The 20124-nt window shown below is 73.0% G+C and carries 19 protein-coding genes and 5 pseudogenes; 12 read left to right on the forward strand and 12 right to left on the reverse strand.

Annotated features, from left to right (window positions below):
- The first annotated feature begins 161 nt into the window (after nucleotides 1–161).
- The 6 genes and pseudogenes from WBK50_RS04455 to WBK50_RS04480 all read left to right on the forward strand — a co-directional run bounded on the left by WBK50_RS04455 (nucleotide 162) and on the right by WBK50_RS04480 (nucleotide 5551).
- Nucleotides 162–2171 carry an erythromycin esterase family protein gene (locus WBK50_RS04455; RefSeq protein WP_341334369.1) on the forward strand — a complete coding sequence of 670 codons (2010 nt, stop codon included), beginning with the start codon at nucleotides 162–164 and terminating at the stop codon, nucleotides 2169–2171.
- A gap of 22 nt (nucleotides 2172–2193) precedes the next feature.
- Complete coding sequence (locus WBK50_RS04460; protein WP_341334370.1) at nucleotides 2194–2883, forward strand: dienelactone hydrolase family protein; 690 nt, start codon at nucleotides 2194–2196, stop codon at nucleotides 2881–2883.
- Complete coding sequence (locus WBK50_RS04465; protein ID WP_341334371.1) at nucleotides 2880–3239, forward strand: hypothetical protein; 360 nt, start codon at nucleotides 2880–2882, stop codon at nucleotides 3237–3239. The genes WBK50_RS04460 and WBK50_RS04465 overlap by 4 nt, the downstream gene beginning before the upstream one ends.
- Before the next feature lie 123 nt (nucleotides 3240–3362).
- Complete coding sequence (locus WBK50_RS04470) at nucleotides 3363–3626, forward strand: hypothetical protein (protein ID WP_341334372.1); 264 nt, start codon at nucleotides 3363–3365, stop codon at nucleotides 3624–3626.
- A 77-nt stretch (nucleotides 3627–3703) separates the two neighbouring features.
- A pseudogene (locus tag WBK50_RS04475) lies at nucleotides 3704–4162 on the forward strand (aldehyde dehydrogenase family protein); the annotation flags it as partial.
- A 216-nt stretch (nucleotides 4163–4378) separates the two neighbouring features.
- Complete coding sequence (locus WBK50_RS04480) at nucleotides 4379–5551, forward strand: acyl-CoA dehydrogenase family protein (protein WP_341339288.1); 1173 nt, start codon at nucleotides 4379–4381, stop codon at nucleotides 5549–5551.
- A 123-nt stretch (nucleotides 5552–5674) separates the two neighbouring features.
- Here WBK50_RS04480 and WBK50_RS04485 read toward each other — a convergent pair whose 3' ends face one another.
- From WBK50_RS04485 to WBK50_RS04515, 7 genes and pseudogenes are all read right to left on the reverse strand, one after another.
- Nucleotides 5675–6097 (reverse strand): nitrile hydratase accessory protein, encoded by a 423-nt coding sequence (locus WBK50_RS04485; protein ID WP_341334373.1) that lies wholly within the window; start codon nucleotides 6095–6097, stop codon nucleotides 5675–5677.
- Nucleotides 6094–6708: a nitrile hydratase subunit alpha gene (gene nthA / locus WBK50_RS04490; RefSeq protein WP_341334374.1), complete on the reverse strand. Its 615-nt coding sequence runs from the start codon at nucleotides 6706–6708 to the stop codon at nucleotides 6094–6096. Before nthA ends, WBK50_RS04485 begins: the two co-directional genes overlap by 4 nt.
- On the reverse strand, nucleotides 6709–7410 hold the full coding sequence (nthB, locus tag WBK50_RS04495) for a nitrile hydratase subunit beta (protein WP_341339289.1): 702 nt from the start codon (nucleotides 7408–7410) through the stop codon (nucleotides 6709–6711).
- A complete protein-coding gene (locus WBK50_RS04500; RefSeq protein WP_341339290.1) occupies nucleotides 7407–7892 on the reverse strand; it encodes an amidase family protein in 486 nt (161 codons plus the stop codon). Before WBK50_RS04500 ends, nthB begins: the two co-directional genes overlap by 4 nt.
- Before the next feature lie 103 nt (nucleotides 7893–7995).
- A pseudogene (locus tag WBK50_RS04505) lies at nucleotides 7996–9078 on the reverse strand (amidase family protein); the annotation flags it as partial.
- 35 nt (nucleotides 9079–9113) lie between these two features.
- On the reverse strand, nucleotides 9114–10544 hold the full coding sequence (locus tag WBK50_RS04510) for an ABC transporter substrate-binding protein (RefSeq protein WP_341334375.1): 1431 nt from the start codon (nucleotides 10542–10544) through the stop codon (nucleotides 9114–9116).
- Complete coding sequence (locus WBK50_RS04515) at nucleotides 10544–10888, reverse strand: ArsR/SmtB family transcription factor (RefSeq protein WP_297493676.1); 345 nt, start codon at nucleotides 10886–10888, stop codon at nucleotides 10544–10546. Before WBK50_RS04515 ends, WBK50_RS04510 begins: the two co-directional genes overlap by 1 nt.
- A gap of 279 nt (nucleotides 10889–11167) precedes the next feature.
- Between WBK50_RS04515 and WBK50_RS04520 the strand changes: the two genes are divergently transcribed.
- Nucleotides 11168–12232, forward strand: a complete 1065-nt coding sequence (locus tag WBK50_RS04520) for a substrate-binding domain-containing protein (RefSeq protein ID WP_341334376.1) — start codon at nucleotides 11168–11170, stop codon at nucleotides 12230–12232.
- Between the two features lie 11 nt (nucleotides 12233–12243).
- Here WBK50_RS04520 and WBK50_RS04525 read toward each other — a convergent pair whose 3' ends face one another.
- On the reverse strand, nucleotides 12244–12663 hold the full coding sequence (locus WBK50_RS04525; RefSeq protein WP_341334377.1) for a MarR family winged helix-turn-helix transcriptional regulator: 420 nt from the start codon (nucleotides 12661–12663) through the stop codon (nucleotides 12244–12246).
- A gap of 200 nt (nucleotides 12664–12863) precedes the next feature.
- Between WBK50_RS04525 and WBK50_RS04530 the strand changes: the two genes are divergently transcribed.
- Both WBK50_RS04530 and WBK50_RS04535 read left to right on the forward strand, forming a co-directional pair.
- Nucleotides 12864–14000, forward strand: a complete 1137-nt coding sequence (locus WBK50_RS04530; RefSeq protein ID WP_445942222.1) for a HoxN/HupN/NixA family nickel/cobalt transporter — start codon at nucleotides 12864–12866, stop codon at nucleotides 13998–14000.
- Nucleotides 14001–14086: 86 nt separating this feature from the next.
- Nucleotides 14087–14437, forward strand: a complete 351-nt coding sequence (locus WBK50_RS04535) for an ArsR/SmtB family transcription factor (protein WP_341334378.1) — start codon at nucleotides 14087–14089, stop codon at nucleotides 14435–14437.
- 16 nt (nucleotides 14438–14453) lie between these two features.
- On the opposite strand, the gene WBK50_RS04540 is transcribed toward WBK50_RS04535, so the two are convergent.
- Nucleotides 14454–14813 carry an alpha/beta hydrolase-fold protein gene (locus WBK50_RS04540; protein WP_341334379.1) on the reverse strand — a complete coding sequence of 120 codons (360 nt, stop codon included), beginning with the start codon at nucleotides 14811–14813 and terminating at the stop codon, nucleotides 14454–14456.
- The gene (locus WBK50_RS04545) at nucleotides 14735–15085 is read right to left on the reverse strand and encodes a hypothetical protein (protein WP_341334380.1); all 351 of its coding nucleotides are present in this window, start codon (nucleotides 15083–15085) and stop codon (nucleotides 14735–14737) included. The genes WBK50_RS04540 and WBK50_RS04545 overlap by 79 nt, the downstream gene beginning before the upstream one ends.
- 59 nt (nucleotides 15086–15144) lie before the next feature.
- Here WBK50_RS04545 and WBK50_RS04550 point away from each other — a divergent pair, with 59 nt between their 5' ends.
- The 3 genes and pseudogenes from WBK50_RS04550 to WBK50_RS04560 all read left to right on the forward strand — a co-directional run.
- Nucleotides 15145–16017 (forward strand): DMT family transporter, encoded by an 873-nt coding sequence (locus tag WBK50_RS04550; RefSeq protein ID WP_341334381.1) that lies wholly within the window; start codon nucleotides 15145–15147, stop codon nucleotides 16015–16017.
- A gap of 745 nt (nucleotides 16018–16762) precedes the next feature.
- A pseudogene (locus tag WBK50_RS04555) lies at nucleotides 16763–17449 on the forward strand (VOC family protein); the annotation flags it as partial.
- Between the two features lie 199 nt (nucleotides 17450–17648).
- Nucleotides 17649–18062 (forward strand): annotated as a pseudogene (locus tag WBK50_RS04560) (class I SAM-dependent methyltransferase); the annotation flags it as partial.
- 144 nt (nucleotides 18063–18206) lie between these two features.
- Here WBK50_RS04560 and WBK50_RS04565 read toward each other — a convergent pair.
- A pseudogene (locus WBK50_RS04565) lies at nucleotides 18207–19579 on the reverse strand (L-serine ammonia-lyase).
- 5 nt (nucleotides 19580–19584) lie between these two features.
- Nucleotides 19585–20103, reverse strand: coding sequence for a sarcosine oxidase subunit gamma (locus tag WBK50_RS04570; protein ID WP_341334382.1), 519 nt, complete (start codon nucleotides 20101–20103; stop codon nucleotides 19585–19587).
- Nucleotides 20104–20124: the final 21 nt, after the last annotated feature.

Raw genomic sequence — 20124 nt, forward strand, 5'->3', positions numbered from 1 at the left:
CCGGGCGGAGGGATCTGGCACCGGGGGGCCGACGATCGCCCGTCCTCGTTCGGGCACAGTCGCGGGTGCCGCCGAGACAGGGCGGACGAGCCGGGAGGGAGGTCCGGGCCCGGCGGACCGCGATCGCGTCCCGGACGTCCGGACAAGCTGCAGGAGGAGCGATGTCGGATCGAGTCTTCCGTGACCGCCAGGACGCCGGACGTACCCTGGCCGGCCTCCTCGACCACTACCGGGGCCGGCCCGACCTCGTGGTCCTGGGGTTGCCGCGGGGCGGCGTACCGGTGGCCTACGAGGTCGCCCGCGCGCTGGAGGCCCCGCTGGACGTCTTCGTGGTCCGCAAGCTCGGCGTGCCCGGCCGCGAGGAGCTGGCCATGGGCGCGATCGCCGGCGGCGGCGTGGTCGTGCTCAACGAGGACGTGGTGCGCGGGCTGGGCATCACCCCGGACGTCATCCAGCGGGTGGCCGAGCAGGAGGGCCGCGAGCTGCTGCGCCGGGAGCAGGCCTACCGGGACGGGCGGCCGATGCCGGACCTGACGGGCAAGACCGTCATCCTCGTCGACGACGGCCTCGCGACGGGTTCGAGCATGCACGCGGCGATCACCGCCCTGCGCGAGCACGAGCCGGCAGCGATCGTCGTGGCGGTACCGGCCGCGCCGAAGTCGACCTGCGAGGAGCTCCGGACGATGGTCGACGAGGTCGTCTGCGCGACGACGCCGTCGCCGTTCCTCGCGGTCGGCGCCTCGTACTGGGACTTCGGCCAGACCACCGACGAGGAGGTCCGTGACCTGCTGCGAGCCGCGGCGACCTCGATCCCGGCGCCCACCGAGGAACGGCCGCTGAGCGACCCCGACGTGATCCGCTCCGCCGCGATCGCGACCGAGGAGGGTGTGCCGTCGTACGACGCGCTGTTCGACCTGGTCGGCGACGCGGAGTTCGTGCTGATCGGGGAGGCGTCGCACGGGACCGCCGACTTCTACGCCGCGCGCGCGGCCATGACCCGCCGGCTCATCGAGAAGAAGGGGTTCTGCGCCGTCGCGGCGGAGGCCGACTGGCCCGACGCCTACCGGGTGAACCGGTACGTCCGCGGCCACGGTGACGACGCCGACGCCGAGGAGGCGCTGCGCGGCTTCCAGCGTTTTCCCACCTGGATGTGGCGCAACGCCGCCGTCCTCGAGTTCGTCGGCTGGCTGCGGGAGCGCAACGACCGGGTCGGCGACGAGCGGCGCAGGGCCGGCTTCTACGGGATCGACCTCTACAGCCTCCACAGCTCCATCGACGAGGTCATCACCTACCTCGACCGCGTCGATCCGGCCGCGGGCCTGCGGGCCCGCGAGCGCTACTCCTGCTTCGACCACCACGGCGCGGACGACGGCCAGACCTACGGCCTCGCCGCCGCCATGGGCGCCGGTGAGACATGCGAGCAGGAGGTCGTCGAGCAGCTGACCGAAATGCAGCGGAAGGCTCCTGAGTACGCCCGGCGCGACGGGTTGCTGGCCGAGGACGAGGCCTTCTACGCCGAACAGAACGCCCTGGTCGTCCGCAACGCCGCGGAGTACTACCGGTCGATGTTCAACGGCCGCGCCCTGTCGTGGAACCTGCGGGACCGGCACATGGCCGACACCCTCGACGCCGTGCAGGCCCATCTGACCGGGCAGCTCGGCGAGCCGGCCAAGGTCGTCGTGTGGGAGCACAACTCCCACCTCGGCGACGCCCGCGCGACCGAGATGGGGGCCCGGGGCGAGCTGAACGTGGGGCAGCTCGTCCGCGAACGCCACCCCGACCGCTGCCGCAACCTCGGCTTCACCACCTACACCGGAACCGTCACGGCCGCCGACGACTGGGGCGGGGAGGCGAAGCGCAAGTGGGTCCGACCGGCCTTGTCCGGCAGCGTCGAAGAGCTGTTCCACAAGGTCGGCCAGAAGGAGTTCATGGTCCCCTTCGTCACGGGCGGGCGAGTGGCCGAGCGGCTTCGCGCGGCCCACCTGGAGCGCGCGATCGGCGTCATCTACCGGCCGGACACGGAACGGCAGAGCCACTACTTCCGGGCCCGGGTGGCGGACCAGTTCGACGCCGTGATCCACATCGACGACACGCGGGCCCTCGAACCCCTCGAGCGGACAGGGCTCTGGGAGACGGGCGAGGTCCCGGAGACCTACCCGTCCGGGGTCTGACCGATCCGGCGGCGGCGACGACGTGAACGCCCCGGACGCCCTCCACCGGAGTCTGCAGATCCCCGCCGCCGGCGTGGTGGTGGAGGCCGACCTCGGGGTGCCACGGGAGTCCCCGCGCGGCGCAGTGCTGTTCGCCCACGGCAGCGGTAGCGGCCGGCACAGCTCACGGAACCGGTACGTCGCCGACGAGCTCAACCGCGCAGGCCTGATCACCGTGCTGGCCGACCTGCTCACACGCGACGAGGAGCGGGTCGACCTCCGCACCGCGGCGTTGCGGTTCGACATCGACCTGCTCGGCGGGCGGGTCACGGCGCTGACCGACTGGGCGGCCCACAGCGACCCCACCACCGGTCTGGGGGTGGGCCTGTTCGGGGCGAGCACCGGCGCCGCGGCCGCGCTCATCGCCGCCGCGAACCGGCCGGACGTCGTGCAGGCGGTGGTCTCCCGCGGCGGCCGACCCGACCTCGCCGACGCGCACCTTCCCCGGGTGCATCAGCCCACGTTGCTGATCGTCGGCGAACGCGACCCCGTCGTCGTCGAGCTCAACCGGAAGGCCATGCAGCAGCTGGGCGGGGAGACCCGGCTGACGATCGTTCCGGACGCGACGCACCTGTTCGAGGAGCGCGGGGCGCTGGAGCAGGTGGCGGCCCTGGCGCGGGACTGGTTCCTCGGCCACCTCCGACCGGTCTCACACGAGACGGAGGAAACATGACGGTGAAACGGAACGAGAGGGCGTTCGACCAGGCGCGCGAGCTGATCATGGCGGGCGAGTACGTCGGCGACGACCGGGACGCGTGGAGCGAGCACCGGCCGTCGGCGCAGCAGGAGAACGACTTCATCGACCGGCACGGCATCGGCGAGTACGCCAAGTGGCACCTCGGGATCGACGACGACGAGGATCCGGAGCGGAAGGGCCGCTACAAGTTCCCGTACGGCGACTTCGAGAAGGTCCACCGCTGCGGCCTGCTGGCCGCCGAGTCCCGCGCGGGGCAGCGCAAGTACTACGACATCGAGCTCGCGGTCGCCCATCTGCACGGCATGGTGGAGGCGCTGCGGCGGAGAGGGTAGGCGGGCACGCGGCAGTTCGAGGACAGGCGCACGAGCTCGTCGACACCCGGTCGGGCACCCGGACCCGACGTGACCCACGATCCTGGTGCCGCTTCGATCCTAGAATCGTTTCTAGTTCGCAGTGTGAGCTCCGAGCAGACGACCGGGGTCGAGGACCCGCTGGAGATGGAGCGGCTCGCGGACGCCAACGTGGACAAGGCGCACACCCGGTTCACCGTCTCCGACGACCCCGCCGAGGTGGTCGACCGGATCGGCACCTACCTCGACCTCGGCTTCACGGACCTGGTGCTGCACGGTCCGGGTGGGGACCAGCACCGCTTCCTGGAGCAGTTCACCACCGACGTGCTGCCCGGCCTCCGCGACCGCGCGAAGGCGGGCCCGGCGTGACGGTCTCGGCCCCCGAGCAGCCGGCACCGGCACCCCGACCGCGGTGAGGCTCCGACACCTCGTCGCCGGCACCTGGACTGACGGCGGCGGCGAGGAACTCGTCGACCCGGACCGCCGCCGTCCTCGACGCCAACGCCCCCGCCTGGGGCGAGGAGCTCGCCCGCGAGGAGGGGAAGACCCTCGCCGAAGGGGTCGGCGAGGTGCGGCGCGCGGCGGAGATCTTCCGGTTCTTCGCCACCGAGGGCCTCCGCCCGGTCGGCGAGATCTACGCGTCGCCGCGGCCGGGGGAGCAGATCCAGCTCGTCCACCGACCGGTCGGCCCGGTCGCCGTGATCACCCCCTTCAACTTCCCGATCGCCATCCCGGCCTGGAAGATCGCGCCGGCGCTCGCGTCCGGCAACACCGTCGTGTGGAAGTCGGCCAGCTCGGTGCCCCTGCTCGCGATGCGCCTCGCCGAGGCGCTCGTCGAGGCGGGCCTGCCGGATGGGGTGCTCTCGCTCGTGGTCGGCGAGGGCGCGATCGGAGGCCGGCTCGTCGAGCACCCACATCAACTCCGAGACCGCCGGCGCGGACCCGCACGTCCCGTTCGGCGGCAGCAAGGAGAGCGGTTTCGGCCCGAAGGAGCAGGGCCGGGCCGCTCGGGAGTTCTTCACCACGACCACCACGGTCTGCCTGAAGGCCTCCCGCCCCCTCGAGCGGTGACGGTCCCCGCTCCGCAATCGACACGCAGACATCGTTGGAGAGAACGTCCCATGGCATCCGTGATGAAAGACCCGCTGGACCTGCTCGACGTGTCCTCGCTGCTCAGCGAGGAGGAGCTCGACATCCAGCGGACCGTCCGCGACTTCCTCGACGACCGGGTGCGCCCGCACATCGGTGAGTGGTTCGAGGACGGCCGGTTCCCCCGGGAGCTCGTCACCGAGCTCGGCAAGCTGGGCCTGCTCGGCATGCACCTGGAGGGGTACGGCTGCGCCGGCACGAACGCCGTCAGCTACGGCCTCGCGTGCCTGGAGCTGGAAGGGGTCGACTCCGGCCTGCGCAGCTTCGTCTCCGTCCAGGGCTCGTTGTCGATGTACTCGATCTGGCGGTGGGGTTCGGAGGAGCAGAAGCAGGAGTGGCTCCCGCGGCTCGCGGCCGGCGAGGCGATCGGCTGCTTCGGCCTGACAGAGCCGGACTTCGGCTCGAACCCGTCCGGCATGCGCACCCGCGCCGTGCGCGACGGCGAGGACTGGATCCTGAACGGCTCGAAGATGTGGATCACCAACGGCGGCCTCGCGGACGTGGCCACGGTGTGGGCGCAGACCGAGGACGGCATCCGCGGGTTCCTGGTGCCGCGCGGCACCCCGGGCTTCACCACGAGCGACATCAAGCACAAGCTGTCCCTGCGGGCGTCGGTGACCTCCGAGCTGGCGTTCGACAACGTCCGGCTGCCGGCCTCGGCCCAGCTGCCCGAGGCCCGTGGCCTGGGCGGCCCGCTGGCCTGCCTGAACGAGGCCCGCTTCGGGATCCTGTTCGGCGCGGTGGGCGCGGCCCGGGACAGCCTGCAGGCCGCGCTGGACTACGCGGATGCCCGGATCCAGTTCGACAAGCCGATCAGCGCCTTCCAGCTCACGCAGAAGAAGCTGGCCGACATGGCGGTGTCGCTGAACTCCTCGATGCTGTTGGCGTTGCACCTCGGGCGGCTCAAGGACGACCACCGGCTCCGGCCCGAGCAGGTCTCGGTCGGCAAGCTCAACAACGTCCGGGAGGCGATCGCGATCGCCCGGGAGTGCCGGACGATCCTGGGCGGTAGCGGCATCTCGCTGGAGTACTCGCCGCTGCGGCACGCCAACAACCTCGAGTCCGTCCGCACCTACGAGGGCACGGACGAGGTGCACACCCTCGTGATCGGGCAGGCGCTGACCGGTCAGGCTGCGTACCGCTGACCGGTAGGGGCGTCGGGCGGCCTCGACACGCCGTGCCTGCCGGCGCTCCGGTCCGTTCGGGTAGCGGACCGCGGCCGAGCCGGGCGTCCTCGGACGCCCGGCTCGGGCCTGTTCACGGCCGCGTCACCGCGACGAGCTCACCGCCGGGTCCACGGCGACGGGCTCGCGGTGCGCGTGGTGGTGGTTCGCGTTCCGGGGTGTCGACAGGACCGCGTGCGCGCGCTCGTCGAGCACGGGTCCCGACAGCGTGCCGTTGGCGGCGAGGACGGTCTCGAGCGCGGTGAGCCAGTGCTCGTAGTAGCTCCACGGCTCGGTCCCGTTCTCGGCCTCCCACCGGCGGATCGACTCGACCAGCGAGAGCTGGAACTCGCTCCACGCGTAGTTGCCCTCGTGGTAGGCGGCGACGGCCATCGCGAAGGCTCGCAGCTCCCACGGCTGTTCGAAGGAGCGCTCGTCCGGGCCCGCCCCCGGCAGGTTGCAGACGAGGTCCTCGACGCGTCGCCGGGCGTCGCCCAGCTCCGTCGCGTCCTCGCGTACGCCGCTCATGCGGAGGCCGGGGTGCCGACGGGGCCGACGCCGATCATCGAGTCCCGCGTCACGAGGGCGGCGAGCTCGAACGGGCCCAGGTCCTCGGTGCCGGCGGGTCGCTGGGGCAGCACCCAGTACCGCAGCTCGGCGCTCGAGTCCCACACCCGGATCTCCACCGAGTCCGGGACGGTGAACCCGAAGTCCTCGGCGAGCACCTTGCGCGGCTCGCGGACGATCCGGGCGCGGTAGGCCGGGGCCTTGTACCAGTTGGGCGGCAGGCCGAGCACCGGCCACGGGTAGCACGAGCAGAGCGTGCAGACGATCGTGTTGTGCACCGTGTCGGTGTTCTCGACGACGATCATGTCCTCGCCCTGCAGGCCGCCGATGCCGAGCTCCGCGCAGGCCTCGGTGGCGTTCGCCAGCAGGCGCCCCTTAAACTCGGGGTCCGTCCACGCCCGCGCGACGACCTGCGCACCGAGCTGCGGGCCGACCTCGTTCTCGTAGATCTCGGCCAGCCGGTCGACGGCCTCCACCGTCATGATGCCCTTCTCGATCATCAGGGCCTCGAGGGCCTTGACCCGGGCGGCGATCTCCTCCTGCGTGCGCAGGGGGGTGTCCGTGGGGGCCATTCAGGCTGCTCCTTCAGTGGCGGGGGCGGGGCTGATGTAGGGCTCCCAGACGTCGAAGTAGACGACGCCGTTGGGGTCGCCGACCTCCGGGCCCCAGAGCTCCTCGGCGGTGAACTTGACGGTGTAGACGTGCTCGGGCGCCTCCGGGCCGCCGTTGCCGGCGCTGTCCGGGTAGATGAAGGTCCCGTGGGTCGCGGTGACGACGCCGGTCCGGCCGCGGATGTAGCGGGCGCGGCGGGTGTGCCCCACCGGGCTGTCGTCGGCGACGACCACCCGGTCGCCCACCGCGAACGCGGCGACCTTGTCGGACTCCCGCGCCGCGGGGGCGCCGCCCTTCACCGCGCCGTCGACGAACGCGAGCAGGTCCGGGTCGGTCCGCTCGGGCAGTGGGGCGTCCGGGTTCTCCAGGTAGAACGCCGTCCGCTTCTCGAGCTCGTCGGGATCGATCGCACCCGCTTTCCCGGCGTAGTGCTCCGCGGCGTGCGCCCAGTGCTCGTAGTAGTTCGACAGGAGGTACTCGGCCGGGTCCATCAGCTCGATGCCGTGCCGGAACATGTCGACGTTGAACAGGCCGGCGCGGAAGTTGGTGGCGAACAGGGCGAACGCGGCCTTCTCCCACTCGGCGTGGAAGACCGGCTCGTTCTCCTCGGTGCGGACGGGTCCCACCCCGTCGGTGCCCCCGAGGTCGAAGACTCCGTTCATGCGCTGCTCCCGGTGCTCGCGGTGGTGAGGGCGGGCGGCGCGGGGAAGCCGCCGACCGCCTGCTCGTAGGTGTGCGCCACGCGCAGCACCGTCTCGTCGTCGAAGTGCTTGCCGATGATCATCAGCCCGGCCGGCAGCCCGTCGACGAGCGCGGTCGGGACGCTGCACGCCGGGTGCCCGCTGGCGTCGAACGGAGCGGTGTTGCCGATCATCGACAGCGCCGTCGCGAGGTAGACGTCCAGTGGGGCGTCCGGCGGCGGGATCTCCTGGGCGGTGAAGGGCACCGTGGGCATGACCAGGACGTCGTAGGCCGACAGCGCGGCGTCGTAGGCCTTGCGCAGCTCGAAGACCAGGTTGCGGGCCATGCCGTAGTAGCTGCCGTGGCCCTCCTCGAACGCGTAGCGACCGGCCAGCGCGACGAGCTTGACGGTCTCGGAGAACTCCGCCCCGCGCTCGCGCCACTGCCTGCCGTAGAACGCCATGAGCTTCCGGGTCGTAGAGACCCTGGGAGTTCAGCCCGAACGCGTTGCCGTCGACCATCTGGTACGCGGCGCCCTCGGTGGCGATCACGTTCCACAGGTGCATCGCGTCGGTGTGCCAGGGGATCGACACCTCCTCCGCGGTCAGGCCGGCGGAGCGGAGCACGTCGACGGCGTCACGGACCGCCGCGTCCACCGCCGGGTCCGACACCGGGGTGCCGAAGCCCTCGGTGACGACCCCGACCCGCAGGCCGGACGCTGGGTCGGAGAGGGCGGCGAGGTAGTCGATCCGGGCGATCGACGTCGGCTGCCGCGGGTCGAGCCCGTCCGGCCCGGCCATGATCGACAGCATCAGGGCCGAGTCCGCCACGGTGCGGGTGATCGGGCCGAGGTGGTCGAGCGTCTGCTCGATGGGGAACGCGCCGGTGTAGGGCACCAGGCCGTGGGTCGGCTTGTGTCCGACGGTGCCGCAGAACGAGCTGGGCATACGCACCGAGCCGCCCTGGTCCCCGCCCGTGGCCAGGTCGACCGCACCGGTCGCGACCAGCACCGCGCTCCCGCTGGACGAGCCGCCCGCGTTGCGGGTGGTGTCCCAGGGGTTGAGCACCGGGCCCGGCTTGGAGGTGAAGCTGCCGCCGGAGAAGCACAGGTCCTCGCACACCGCCTTGCCGGCGATGGTGGCGCCGGCGTCGAGGAGTCGGGTGACGACGGTGGCGTCCCGGGTGGGGACGAAGCCCTCGACGGTCCGGGAGCCGTTCATCATCGGCACGCCCGCGACGGCGGTGTTGTCCTTCACCGCCACGGTGCGCCCGGAGAGCGGCCCGGCGGCCCCGGTGCTCACCGAGGACGTGACGTACCAGGCGTGGTAGGGGTTGTCCGCCTCGGACGGGGTCGACCACTCGCGCTCGGGCGCCGTCGGTGCGCTCCGCGAGTAGAGCTCCTCGACCGCGTTGAACGCGCCGAGGGCCCCCTCGACGAAGGGGGCGAACGCGGAACGCCGCTCGGGGGACAGTCCGAGCCCGTAGTGCTCGTCGAGCCGGGCCAGGCGGTCGGGATCGGGTGGGGTCAGCGGCACGGGACTTCCTCGCTGTAGGCACAGCCGAACACGCCCGAGGGCGTGCCGGGATGACGGGGACCGTGATGCGGCCCACAGGCGCGGCCGCAGGAGTGAATCTAGGAAGCCCGGCACAACGCGTCAATAGCTGTCGACACGTTGACACGTCCCTAATCGTCGAAGGACACCCGGAACGTCGAGGCGGCCGCGTCCGCCAGGTACAGCCGCTGCACGACGGCCCCGCTCCCGTCGAGGGTGACGGTCCCGCGCGGCAGCTCGAACCGCGCCGTCCGCATCTCCCGCGCGATCGCGTACGGGTCGTCCTCGCCGGCGCGGCGGACGGCGGCGGCGTACATGCGCAGGGCCTCGTAGACGGACTCGCTCAGGGTGGACAGCGGCGGCGCCCACGGCCCGTACGCCGCGCGGTAGCGCCGCACGAGCTCCTCGTTCCCGCTGGTCGGCAGGTCCTGGTAGTAGCCGGACACCCCGGAGATCCCGGCGGCCGCCGCGATCCCGACGTACTCCAGCGTCGACTCGTCCATCCCCAGGGAGAGCGTGCGGGTGCGCTCCCGCAGGCCCATGGCGTGGCACTGGCGCTCGAAGGCGACGGCGTCGCCGCCGACGAAGGTGGACAGGACGACGTCCGCGCCGGAGGCGGCGACGGCCTCGACCAGCGGGGCGAAGTCCCTGGTCCCGAGCGGGGCGAGCCGCTCGCCGACCAACTGCCCGCCGGCCGCGGGGATGACCTCCCGGGCCGCGGCGTGGCACCGGTGCGGCCACAGGTAGTCGTTCCCGGCGAGGAACCAGCGGCGGCCGCCCGCCCGGGCCATCATCGGCCGGGCCGCCGTCGCGATCTGGTCCGTGGGCCGCTCGCCGAGCTGGACGCGTAGCGGCCCGTCGATGCCGCCCTCGTTCATCAGGGTGTGCACCAGCAGCACACCGGTGCCGGTCAGGGCGGCGCTGACCGCCACGAACGTGGCCGACGTGGTGGAGGCCAGGATCGTGCGACACCCGGCGCGGGCCAGGCGCCGGGCTTCGGCGACCCCGGTCGCCGGATCGGTCGCGTCGTCGCCGACGGCCAGGTGCAGCGGCCGGCCCAGCACGCCGCCCTCGCCGTCGATCTCCTCCCGGGCCAGCTCGGCGGCGTTCTCCGCGGCCACGGCGAACACGCCGCCCGGCCCGGACTTGGTGGTCAGCAGGCCCACCCGGTGGCTGCCGGCGGGCACGGCGTCCCGGACCGGGTGGCCGCGGCGGCGCAGCAGCCAGGCCACGCCCCGCTCGTCGAGCTCGGCGACCAGGCGCACCCGGGTGCCCGTCCCGGCGCGGTCGAGGTGGAGCCGGACGAGCCCCCGCCACGGCTGCTCGTGCCTGATCTCGAGCAGGTGCGGCCGGCGCACGCGGCTGATGCGGCCCAGGAGCTCCACCGGGAACGGGTCCTGGCCGCCGAGCGGGGCCCGGATCGTGACGCTCGCGCCGGGCTCGACCCGGTCGCAGACGGCGTCGAACACCCAGCCCGCACCGGCGCCCGCACCGAACAGGTCGTAGACGACCGACGGCGTGGCGTCGACCTGTTGCTCGGCGCGCAGGGCGACGCCGCCCATCAGCCGGCTCTGGAACGGTCCGGTCGTGCGCTGGACATCGGCTCCTCGACGGCGGCCCGGACCGCGTCGAGGGAACTCTGGAACAGCCCCTGCAGGTGCCGGATCACCTCTTGCCCCGCGCCGGAGTGGTCCACGGCGTAGTAGCGGAAGCGCCCCGCCCGGCGCTCGGTGACGAGGCCCGCGGCGCGCAGGATCCGCAGGTGGCTGGACACCGCGGTCCGGCCGACCCGGCTGACGTGGGCCGAGAGCTCGCCCGCGCTGCACTCCTCGTGGTCCGCGAGCACGGCCAGTATCTCGCGGCGGACGGGATCGGCCAGGGCGTCGAAGGCCTGTGAGGTGTCCACAGTGGCCGCGGCTCCTCCCTGTCCGGTGCGCGTGATGGCCATCGTAGGCCACCCGGCGATCCGGTGTCCGCCGTCGTTCTCCGACCCGTCGGACGGCCGGATCCGCCCGGGCGCCCCCGTGGTCCCCCTATATTCACGACGACGACGGTCGGAGCGTCAGGACGTCGTCGGCGCGCCTTCCCCGGATGCACCACTCGGACGGCGGAGCCGCCGTCGACACGGCGGCAACGCCTCCGGGGCGGACTCGCGTTCTCCGCTCCCGCGGACAGGGGAGGGCACATGGCGGCGACCGTCCTCGACGTCGCGTTCGTCGTTCCGACGAGCGGTACCAGCGGCATCTACGGTCCCTCGTGCGAGGCGAGCGGGCGCCTGGCGGTCTCCGAGATCAACGACGCGGGCGGGATCCTCGGTCGCGAGGTGCGGCTGCGCCCCGTCGACGGGGGGCGCTCCCCGGCCCGGGTGGCCGACGAGGTCGACGCGCTCGTGCGGTCGGGTTCCGTCGGCGCGGTGTCCGGATGGCACACCTCGGCGGTCCGCGAGCAGATCGCACCGCGGCTGCGAGGCAGGGTGCCGTACGTCTACACCGCGGTCTACGAGGGCGGGGAGCGCACGCCCGGGGTGTTCCTGACGGGGGAGACGCCGGCGGGGCAGCTGCTCCCGGCGATGCGCTGGATGTCCCGCGAGATGGGCGTGAAGAGCTGGACCATCGTCGGCAACGACTACGTCTGGCCCCGGGCGTCCGCCGGAGCGGCCCGCGCGTACGCCGGCCCGGTCGGCGCGGAGATCCGCGACGAGATCTTCGTCGGCCTCGGCACCGAGGACTTCGGGCCGGTACTGCGCCGGATCGAGCGGTCCCGGTCCCAGGGCGTCCTCATGTTCCTGCTGGGCTCGGACGCAGTGCACTTCAACCGCGCCTTCACCCGGATGCGGCTTCACGACGGGTGCGTGCGGCTGAGCCCGCTCATGGACGAGAACATGCTGCTCGCGACCGGGGCGGCCAACACGCACGAGCTCTACTCGGCCGCCGGCTTCTTCGAGACGCTCGGCACCGCCCACAGCATGGACTTCGAGCGGCGCTACGTGGCCCGGCTGGGCCCGACGGCACCGGCGATCACCTCGCCCGGCGAGTCCTGCTTCGAGGGGCTGACGCTCCTGGCGGAGCTCACGACGGCCGCGCGGAGCACGGACGTGCCGCGGATCGACGGCGTGTCGGAGTCGGTCGCCTACGAGGGGCCGCGGGGTCCGGTCCACCTCCGGGACCGCCACCTGGTGCAGCGCATCTACCTCGCCCGGGCGGACGGGCTGGAGTTCGACGTGCTGGCCGAGATCAACGGCGGGGCCTGAGCCGCACCGGGTCAGTCCCGCGTGGACAACCGGCCGTCCGCGAGGGACGTGGCGGACGCCAGGCGGGTCAGCAGCTCCACGAGGAGGGGCGCGTCCGTGCCGAGGGTGGCCAGCGCTTCCGACTCGGCCCGGTCGACCCGGGGGGCGAGGCGTTCGTGCACGGCGTACCCGTGGTCGGAGAGGAACCCGAGCACCCGGCGCCTGTCGCGGACGTCCACCAGGCGGTAGACCACCGCGGAGTCGACGAGCTTGTCGATGATCTTGGTGAGGGTCGGCCCCGGGACCACGAGCGCGGCGGCGATCTCGGACATCGGGTGACCCTCGCCGTCGGCGAGCAGGTCGAGGACCCGCCACTGGTCGAGGGTGAACCCGTCCCCGGTGAGCTCCGCCTCGAGCGAGCGCGCGACCTGTCGCTCGGCCTGGACGAGCACAGTGCCCAGGGGCCTGCGGCTCCTCGTACTCCGTCGTCGCTCGGTCACCCGTCGCCCCCAGGCCCTTCTCCCACCCGAATACTTTACATCGGAGGTATTTCACGGTCCCCTCGCACGGTGCGCCGCACGTGTGAATAACTGAGCAGGTATTGAATCCCGGCGGCCGCCTCCGCAGGCTGTCCCCTGGGCCCGCCGTCTCGATGCGAGGAGTGTCAGCAGTGGTGAACGTCGCGACCGCCGTCCCCGCCCGATCACCCGTCCGGCTCGACCGGGCCCGCCTGGCCGGGCTGCTCGGGGTCATCGGGCTCATGCACGTCGTGGGTTTCGGCATCCTGTTCCTCGTCGTGCTGCCCGCGAACCTGTCCGCGGGCGGCCAGGTGTTCGGGATCGGGCTCGGGCTGACCGCCTACACGCTGGGGCTGCGGCACGCCTTCGACGCCGACCACATCGCCGCGATCGACAACACGACGCGGAAGTTCATGGCCGAGGGGCGCCGCCCCGTGTCGGTCGGGTTCTGGTTCGCGCTCGGCCACTCCAGCGTGGTCATGGTGCTGGCCGTCCTGGTCGTCCTCGGCACGAAGGCCGCGGGCACCCTCACGTCGGAGGACTCCACCACGCACCAGATCCTGGGCATCGCCGGGACCGGCGTCTCCGGGCTCTTCCTCTACCTGATCGGCCTGCTCAACCTCGTGGCCCTCGTCGGCATCCTCAAGGTGTTCCGCGGGCTGCGGCGCGGGGAGTTCGACGAGCAGGCGCTCGAGGCGCACCTGGAGAACCGGGGCTTCTTCGCCCGACTGCTGGGCGGGATGACACGCTCGATCCGGCGCCCCGGCCAGATGTTCCCGGTCGGCCTGCTGTTCGGCCTCGGCTTCGACACCGCCAGCGAGGTCACCCTCCTCGTCCTTGCCGGCACGGGTGCCGCGGCCGGCCTGCCCTGGTACGCGATCGTCGTGCTGCCGCTGTTGTTCGCCTCCGGCATGACCCTGCTCGACACCCTCGACGGCGCGTTCATGAACGTCGCCTACGAGTGGGCGTTCGCGAACCCGATCCGCAAGGTCTTCTACAACATCGCCATCACCGGCCTGTCCGTGGCGGTCGCGCTGGTGATCGGGACCATCGAGCTCGTCACGGTGCTGCACGAGGACGCCGGCTTCGACGACCCGGTCACGAACTGGGTGTCCGGGCTGGACCTGAACAACGTGGGCTTCGTCGTCGTCGGGCTGTTCGTGGTGGTGTGGGGCGCGGCGCTGCTCTACTGGCGGCTCGGGCGCGTCGAGGAACGGTGGGGAGGCGACCCCGGGCCGCGGGCCGCGGAGGTCCGTCCGGGCGAGGCCTGACGCCTGCCTGCGCCCTGCACACGTGCATGGTTGCGAATCCAGCTGAACACTTGGACAGGGACGCGGGCGTGGTTACGCTCGGGCCCGTGCACGAGTCGCTGCCGGACTTCCGGATGCCGGACGACGGCCAGGTCGAGTCGGCCGCGGACGTCTTCCGGCTGCTCGCGGACCCCACCCGGATCAAGCTCCTCTGGGCGTTGCTGCAGGGCGAGGAGTCCGTCGCGTGCCTCGCCGAGCTCGTCGACGCCCCACCGACCGCGGTCAGCCAGCATCTGTCCAAGCTGCGCCTGGCGGGACTGGTCCGGGGGCGCCGGCAGGGCACCTTCGTCTACTACACGGTGGTGGACGAGCACGTCGCGAGGCTGCTGGGCGGGGCGCTCTTCCAGGACGAGGACGCGGCTCGCCGGAGCGCGACACCCGCCGCACCGGCGCGCTGAGCACCGGCAGCTCCGGTCAGGACGGGGGCGGCCGGCACTTCGCCGTCGCGGCCGGGTCCCGGGGCACGAGCCCGAGGCGCGCCGCCTGCGCGACGGTGGCCGGGACCCCGGCGTCGGTCTCCCCGACCCGCGGCCCGAGGAGCCCGCTGAAGTCGCCGAAGGTGCCGAACGTCGCGGGGCGGCGCAGCGTCAGCAGGAGGGCGCACATACCGCCCTCGCTGAACCCGGCGATCGCCCACTGCCGGCCAGGGGGCCGGGTGGAGAACTGCTTCTGCACGGCCCGCGGGAGGTCGTCGGTCAGATAGGTCTCGGCGTTGCCGTCGGGAGAGTCGACGCACTCGGTGTCCCCGGTGAAGTCGCCGTTGACGTCGGGCATGACGACGACCGGCGCGAGTCCCCCGTGCTGTCGGGTACCCGCCCCCGGGCCCGGTCCGCGTAGGCGTCCCGGATGTCGCCCGCGCCGCCGAGGCCGAGCGCGACGCCGAGGGTGGGAAGGTAGCGGTAGCTCGCGTTGACGGCGTCGGCGACGTCGACGAGCGCCAGGGTGAGCACGAGCACCACGGCCAGCACGACGCTCACCGGCCGGCGGACGAAGCGCAGGGCGAGGCCGATCCCGAGCAGGGTGAGGACCAGGAGCACCGCGCGCACCGGCCACCAGTCGGTGGCCGACAGGTTCTCGAGCGTGTCGATGAGACGGGAGCATTGCGATGGCGACCTTCCTCGCCGTGGTGTTCGCCTTGCTCTGCGCCCTGTTGTTCGCGGTGGCGTGGGTGGCCCAGCAGCGCGCCGCCTCGGCCGTGCCGGACGAGGAGGCCCGCGGGATCCGGCTGATCCTCCGGCTGGTGAGACGGCCGGTCTGGTGGGCGGGGACATTCGGCGACACCGCCGCCTTCGTGATGCAGGCCGTCGCCCTCGCGTTCGGCTCGCTGCTGCTGGTCCAGCCGTTGATCGTGACGTCGCTGCTCTTCGCCCTGCCGTTGGCGGCGCGGTTCGGCGGCACCCGGCCCACCCGCAGGGACCTCGGATGGGCGGTGCTGCTCGCGGTGGCGCTCGGGGCGTTCATGGTGGTCGGCGCGCCGACCGCCGGCGTCGACCGGGCCGGCCTGCGGGACTGGGCGCCGACCGGGCTGACGATCCTCGGTCTGCTCATCGCCTGCGTCGCCGTGGCGTCCACGCGGCGGGGGACGGTCCGGGCCCTGCTGCTGGCGTGCGCCACCGGCCTGGCCTACGGGACGGTCGCCGCGCTGACCAAAGGTGTCGTCGTCCTCCTGGGCGAGGGCCTCGTCCCGCTCCTCACCGCGTGGGAGACCTACGCCCTGGTCGTCGCCGTCGTCGGCGGGACGCTGCTGCAGCAGTCCGCCTTCCAGGCGGGGGACCTGGCCGCGTCGCTGCCCGCCGTGACCGTGGGGGAGCCGGTGGTCGCGGCGGTGATCGGGCTGACCGTGCTCGGCGAGCGGCTTCGGGCGGACGGGCCCGAGTGGGCGCTGATCGGGCTGCTGGTCGCGCTCATGGTGGCGGCGACGGTGGTGCTGGCGCGGTCGTCGGCCCGGTCGGCGCCGCGGTCACCCACCGGCTCCTGATCCCCGCGTCGGGGTCCTCGGAGAGGACTGTGCTCACGCCCGATCGGGCGCCTCCGCCCGCGGGTGTCGTCTCTGTCCCGACCTCCTTGGGCACCAACAGCTCCCCGAGCACCGGCACGGACAGGAACCCCTCCGCGCCGGCACAGAGCAGCCCGACGCGGGGAGGTCCCGCGCCCGCCGGTAGGCCAGCACGCGACGTCCAAGGCGAAGGTCCGCCGGATCGTGACGGTCTGCGTGGGACCAGCCGGACGACCCCGCCGGCGAGCGCCTCCGGGAGCAGCGTGCCGCCGACGAGGGGCAGCACCGTGGCGGCCGCCGTCACGAGGCCGACGATCCGGCCGAGGTAGGCGAGCGGACGCGGGAGCTGCTGCGCCGGGCGGAGGCGTCGGTGGTGATCACGATCTGTTCCTCTCGGAGGGCCGGGGCTGTCGCCCCGATGACTCCACGATCACCCCGGCCGGGCCCGCGCACAGTCGGCCGGGAGGGCCTGCGGGGGACGATCCCGTCGTCGGCCGATCGGGGGACGGCGGGGTCCGCCGGCGTTCCTCACCGCTTGGCGGACAGCCGGGACGACCGGTTCGTGACGTCGCGGCACCGGAGCTGATCGAGCGCGAGACCGACGTCGGGTACCGGAAGAGGTACGCGAAGAGCTGGAAGGGGTGGCGCGCGGGCGATGAGTTCTGCGGGGCCGCGCGGTCTCTCCCGTGTGGGAACCTGCCGCCCGCCCCGACACGAGGAGACCCCGATGCCTGCCAGTACCCCCGCCCCGTCCGGTGCCCCCTGCTGGATCGACCTGTTCAGCTCCGACCCCGACCGCGCCGCCGAGTTCTACGGCGCGATCCTGGGCTGGGAGGCCGAGTCCTCCGGCGCCGAGTACGGCGGCTACGTGAACTTCAGCAAGAACGGCGTGCGCGTGGCCGGGATGATGCGCAACGACGGTTCGGCGGGCCAGCCGGACGCGTGGACCACCTACCTGTCGGTGCCGGACGCGAAGGCCACGACCGAGGCCGTCGTCGGCGCCGGCGGGCAGGTCTACCTGGAGCCGATGCAGGTGGGCCCGCTGGGGACCATGGGCATGGTGGCGGACCCGGGCGGTGCCGCGGTCGGGCTGTGGCAGCCCGGCGAGCACCGGGGCTACGGGCTGGACAGCGAGCCCGGCGCGCCCTGCTGGCACGAGCTGCACACCCGGGACTACGAGGCCGTGCTGGACTTCTACCGCACGGCGTTCGGCTGGGAGACGCGGGTGATGAGCGACGCCGAGGACTTCCGGTACACCCAGATGGTCTCCGGGGACGGCGAGTACGCCGGGGTGATGGACGCGAGCGCCTTCCTCCCGGAGGGCGTCCCGTCGACCTGGCAGATCTACATCGGGGTCATGGACGTCGACGCGGCCGTGGCCCGCGCCGTCGAGCTGGGGGAAGCGTCGTCGAGGCGCCCGAGGACTCGCCGTACGGCAGGCTGGCGCGGATCGCGGACCCGACGGGTGCCCAGATCAAGCTGGTGGAGGTGCCGGTTCCGGCCTGACTACCGTCAAGGGCGTGACCGAACCGTCCTACCTGCGCACCACCCGCGAGGCCTACGACACCGTCGCGGCCGAGTACGCCGAGCACTTTCGCGGTGCGCTCGACAGGATGCCGCAGGACAGGGCGATCCTCGGCGCGTTCGCCGAGCTCGTGCGCGCGGACGGGCCGGTGCTGGACGTCGGCTGCGGGCCGGGTCAGGCACTGGCCCACCTGCGGACGCGCGGGGTGAAGGTCTTCGGCGTCGACCTCTCGCCCGGGATGGTCGACGTGGCCCGGTGGGCCAACCCGGGCGTCCGGATCGACGTGGGCTCGATGACCGCGCTGGACCGGCCGGACGGCGCCCTCGGCGGCCTCGTCGCCTGGTACTCGATCATCCACATCCCGCCGGAGGAGCTGCCGGCGGTGTTCGCCGAGTTCCACCGCGTGCTGGTCCCACGCGGGCACCTGCTGCTCGCGTTCCAGGTGGGCGATGAACCCCTCCACTTCGACGAGGCGTTCGGGCACGCCGTCGACCTGGACTTCCGCCGGCTCCGGCCGGACCGGGTCGCGGACCTGCTCGCCGACGCCGGGTTCGAGGTGCTCGCGCGGACGGTGCGCGAGCCGGTGGGGGCGGAGACGGCCGAGCAGGCGTTCGTGGTGGCGCGGCGGAGCTTCCTGACTCGCCGCTCAGCACTCGACGATGGTCACCGCCAGGCCGCCGCGGCTCGTCTCCTTGTACTTGCTCTTCATGTCCGCGCCCGTCGCGCGCATCGTGCGGATCGCCTTGTCCAGGCTGACGTGATGGGTGCCGTCCCCCGCACGGCCATGCGGGCGGCGGTGATCGCTTTCATCGACGCGATCGCGTTGCGCTCGATGCAGGGGATCTGGACGAGCCCGCCGATCGGGTCGCAGGTCAGGCCGAGGTTGTGCTCGATGCCGATCTCGGCGGCGTTCTCCACCTGCTCGGGGGTGCCGCCGAGGACCTCCGCGAGCCCTGCCGCGGCCATCGAGCAGGCCGAGCCGACCTCGCCCTGGCAGCCCACCTCGGCCCCGGAGATGGACGCGTTCTCCTTGAACAGCGCGCCGATGGCGGCCGCGGTGAGCAGGAAGCGGACGATCCCGTCGTCGTCCGCCGCCCGGCAGAATTTCGCGTAGTAGTGCAGGACCGCGGGGACGATCCCGGCCGCGCCGTTGGTCGGGGCCGTGACGATCCGGCCGCCCGCGGCGTTCTCCTCGTTGACGGCGAGGGCGAACAGGGTGACCCACTCCGTCGCGCCCAGCGGGTCGCCGTCCTCGACACGGGACTCCAGGTCCGCGCGCAGCGCCGCCGCCCGCCGGCGCACCTTCAACCCGCCCGGCAGTACGCCACCGGTGTGCGACCCGCGCTCGACGCACTCCTGCATCACCGACCACAGGTGCAGCAGCCCGGACCGGACCTCGGCCTCGGGCCGGCGCGCACACTCGTTGGCCAGCATCACGCCGCTGATCGAGAGTCCCGTCTCGCGGCACCGGCCGAGCAGCTCGGCGCCGCTGTGGAACGGGTACGGGACCTCCGTCGCGTCGGGGACGAGCACGGGTGCGCCCGTCTGGTCCTCGTCGAGGACGAACCCACCGCCCACCGAGTAGTAGTGCCGGACCAGCAACGTCTCGCCGGTGCCCGAAGCCGCCCGGAACCGCATGCCGTTGGAGTGGAAGGGGAGCGAGCGCCGCCGGTACAGCACGACGTCGTCCGCCATCGCGAAGGCGATCTCGTGCGTGCCGCCGAGCCGGATCCGCCCGGTCTCCCGGACGCGCTCGACGGTCGGGGCGGCCGCCACCGGGTCGACCGTCTCCGGTCGTTCACCGGCCAGCCCGAGCACCACCGCGCCGACGCTGCCGTGGCCCTTCCCGGTGGCGCCCAGCGAGCCGAACAGCTCCGCCTCCACGTGCGCGACCCGGTCCAGGAGCCCGTCCGCCGCCAGCCGCTCGACGAACGAGTGCGCGGCCCGCATCGGCCCGACGGTGTGCGAGCTCGACGGCCCGATCCCGATGCTGAAGAGGTCGAACGCGCTGACGGTCATGGTCGCTACCCGGTCCCCGGCTCGATGTGCCATTCCGCCGCGGCGTCGAACAGCCACTCGGCCAGGTACCCGGCGAAGGACGACCGCACCAGGATCCGGTAGTCCGTGCCCTCGTCGTCCAGGGCGAGCAGGACGACCCCGGCCCGGCCGAGCGTCGTCACGGCCGCCGAGCCGGCCGGGAACGCCCGCGGGTGCAGGTCGATCGCGCAGCCGGTCTCCAGGACGTCGCGGGCGTGCGCGCCGCGCAGCCGGATCGTGGTCCGCTGGGCGGACACGTCGACCGCGGCGCCCTCGCCGTCCAGCGCCTCCCGCAGGCCGGCCTCGAGGTCCGCGGGGGAGACGAACGGGCTGTTCACGAGCCACTCGTCGGGCCCCAGCCAGATCGCGGTGCACCCGGAGACCTCGGCAGGGCCCGCGGCCCAGCCACGGACCGGGAGCGTCGTGCCGAGGTGCGCGGCGACGCGCTCGACGGCCGCGCCGGAGCACCGGACGTCCACCATGGAGTGGAAGGGCTCGGCGAGCAACGCGACGGTGTCCGGGAAGCT

It is taken from the genome of Pseudonocardia sp. T1-2H, from assembly GCF_038039215.1.
Taxonomy (GTDB): Bacteria; Actinomycetota; Actinomycetes; order Mycobacteriales; family Pseudonocardiaceae; genus Pseudonocardia.

What these genes read in the sequence shown, in the direction of transcription:
- WBK50_RS04455 (WP_341334369.1), top strand. Translation starts at nt 162, where the DNA reads ATGTCGGATCGAGTCTTCCGTGACCGCCAGGACGCCGGACGTACCCTG.
- WBK50_RS04465 (WP_341334371.1), top strand. Translation starts at nt 2,880, where the DNA reads ATGACGGTGAAACGGAACGAGAGGGCGTTCGACCAGGCGCGCGAGCTG.
- WBK50_RS04480 (WP_341339288.1), top strand. Translation starts at nt 4,379, where the DNA reads ATGGCATCCGTGATGAAAGACCCGCTGGACCTGCTCGACGTGTCCTCG.
- WBK50_RS04485 (WP_341334373.1), bottom strand. Translation starts at nt 6,097, where the DNA reads ATGAGCGGCGTACGCGAGGACGCGACGGAGCTGGGCGACGCCCGGCGA.
- nthA (WP_341334374.1), bottom strand. Translation starts at nt 6,708, where the DNA reads ATGGCCCCCACGGACACCCCCCTGCGCACGCAGGAGGAGATCGCCGCC.
- nthB (WP_341339289.1), bottom strand. Translation starts at nt 7,410, where the DNA reads ATGAACGGAGTCTTCGACCTCGGGGGCACCGACGGGGTGGGACCCGTC.
- WBK50_RS04500 (WP_341339290.1), bottom strand. Translation starts at nt 7,892, where the DNA reads ATGGCGTTCTACGGCAGGCAGTGGCGCGAGCGCGGGGCGGAGTTCTCC.
- WBK50_RS04510 (WP_341334375.1), bottom strand. Translation starts at nt 10,544, where the DNA reads ATGGGCGGCGTCGCCCTGCGCGCCGAGCAACAGGTCGACGCCACGCCG.
- WBK50_RS04520 (WP_341334376.1), top strand. Translation starts at nt 11,168, where the DNA reads ATGGCGGCGACCGTCCTCGACGTCGCGTTCGTCGTTCCGACGAGCGGT.
- WBK50_RS04530 (WP_445942222.1), top strand. Translation starts at nt 12,864, where the DNA reads ATGCGAGGAGTGTCAGCAGTGGTGAACGTCGCGACCGCCGTCCCCGCC.
- WBK50_RS04540 (WP_341334379.1), bottom strand. Translation starts at nt 14,813, where the DNA reads ATGCCCGACGTCAACGGCGACTTCACCGGGGACACCGAGTGCGTCGAC.
- WBK50_RS04550 (WP_341334381.1), top strand. Translation starts at nt 15,145, where the DNA reads ATGGCGACCTTCCTCGCCGTGGTGTTCGCCTTGCTCTGCGCCCTGTTG.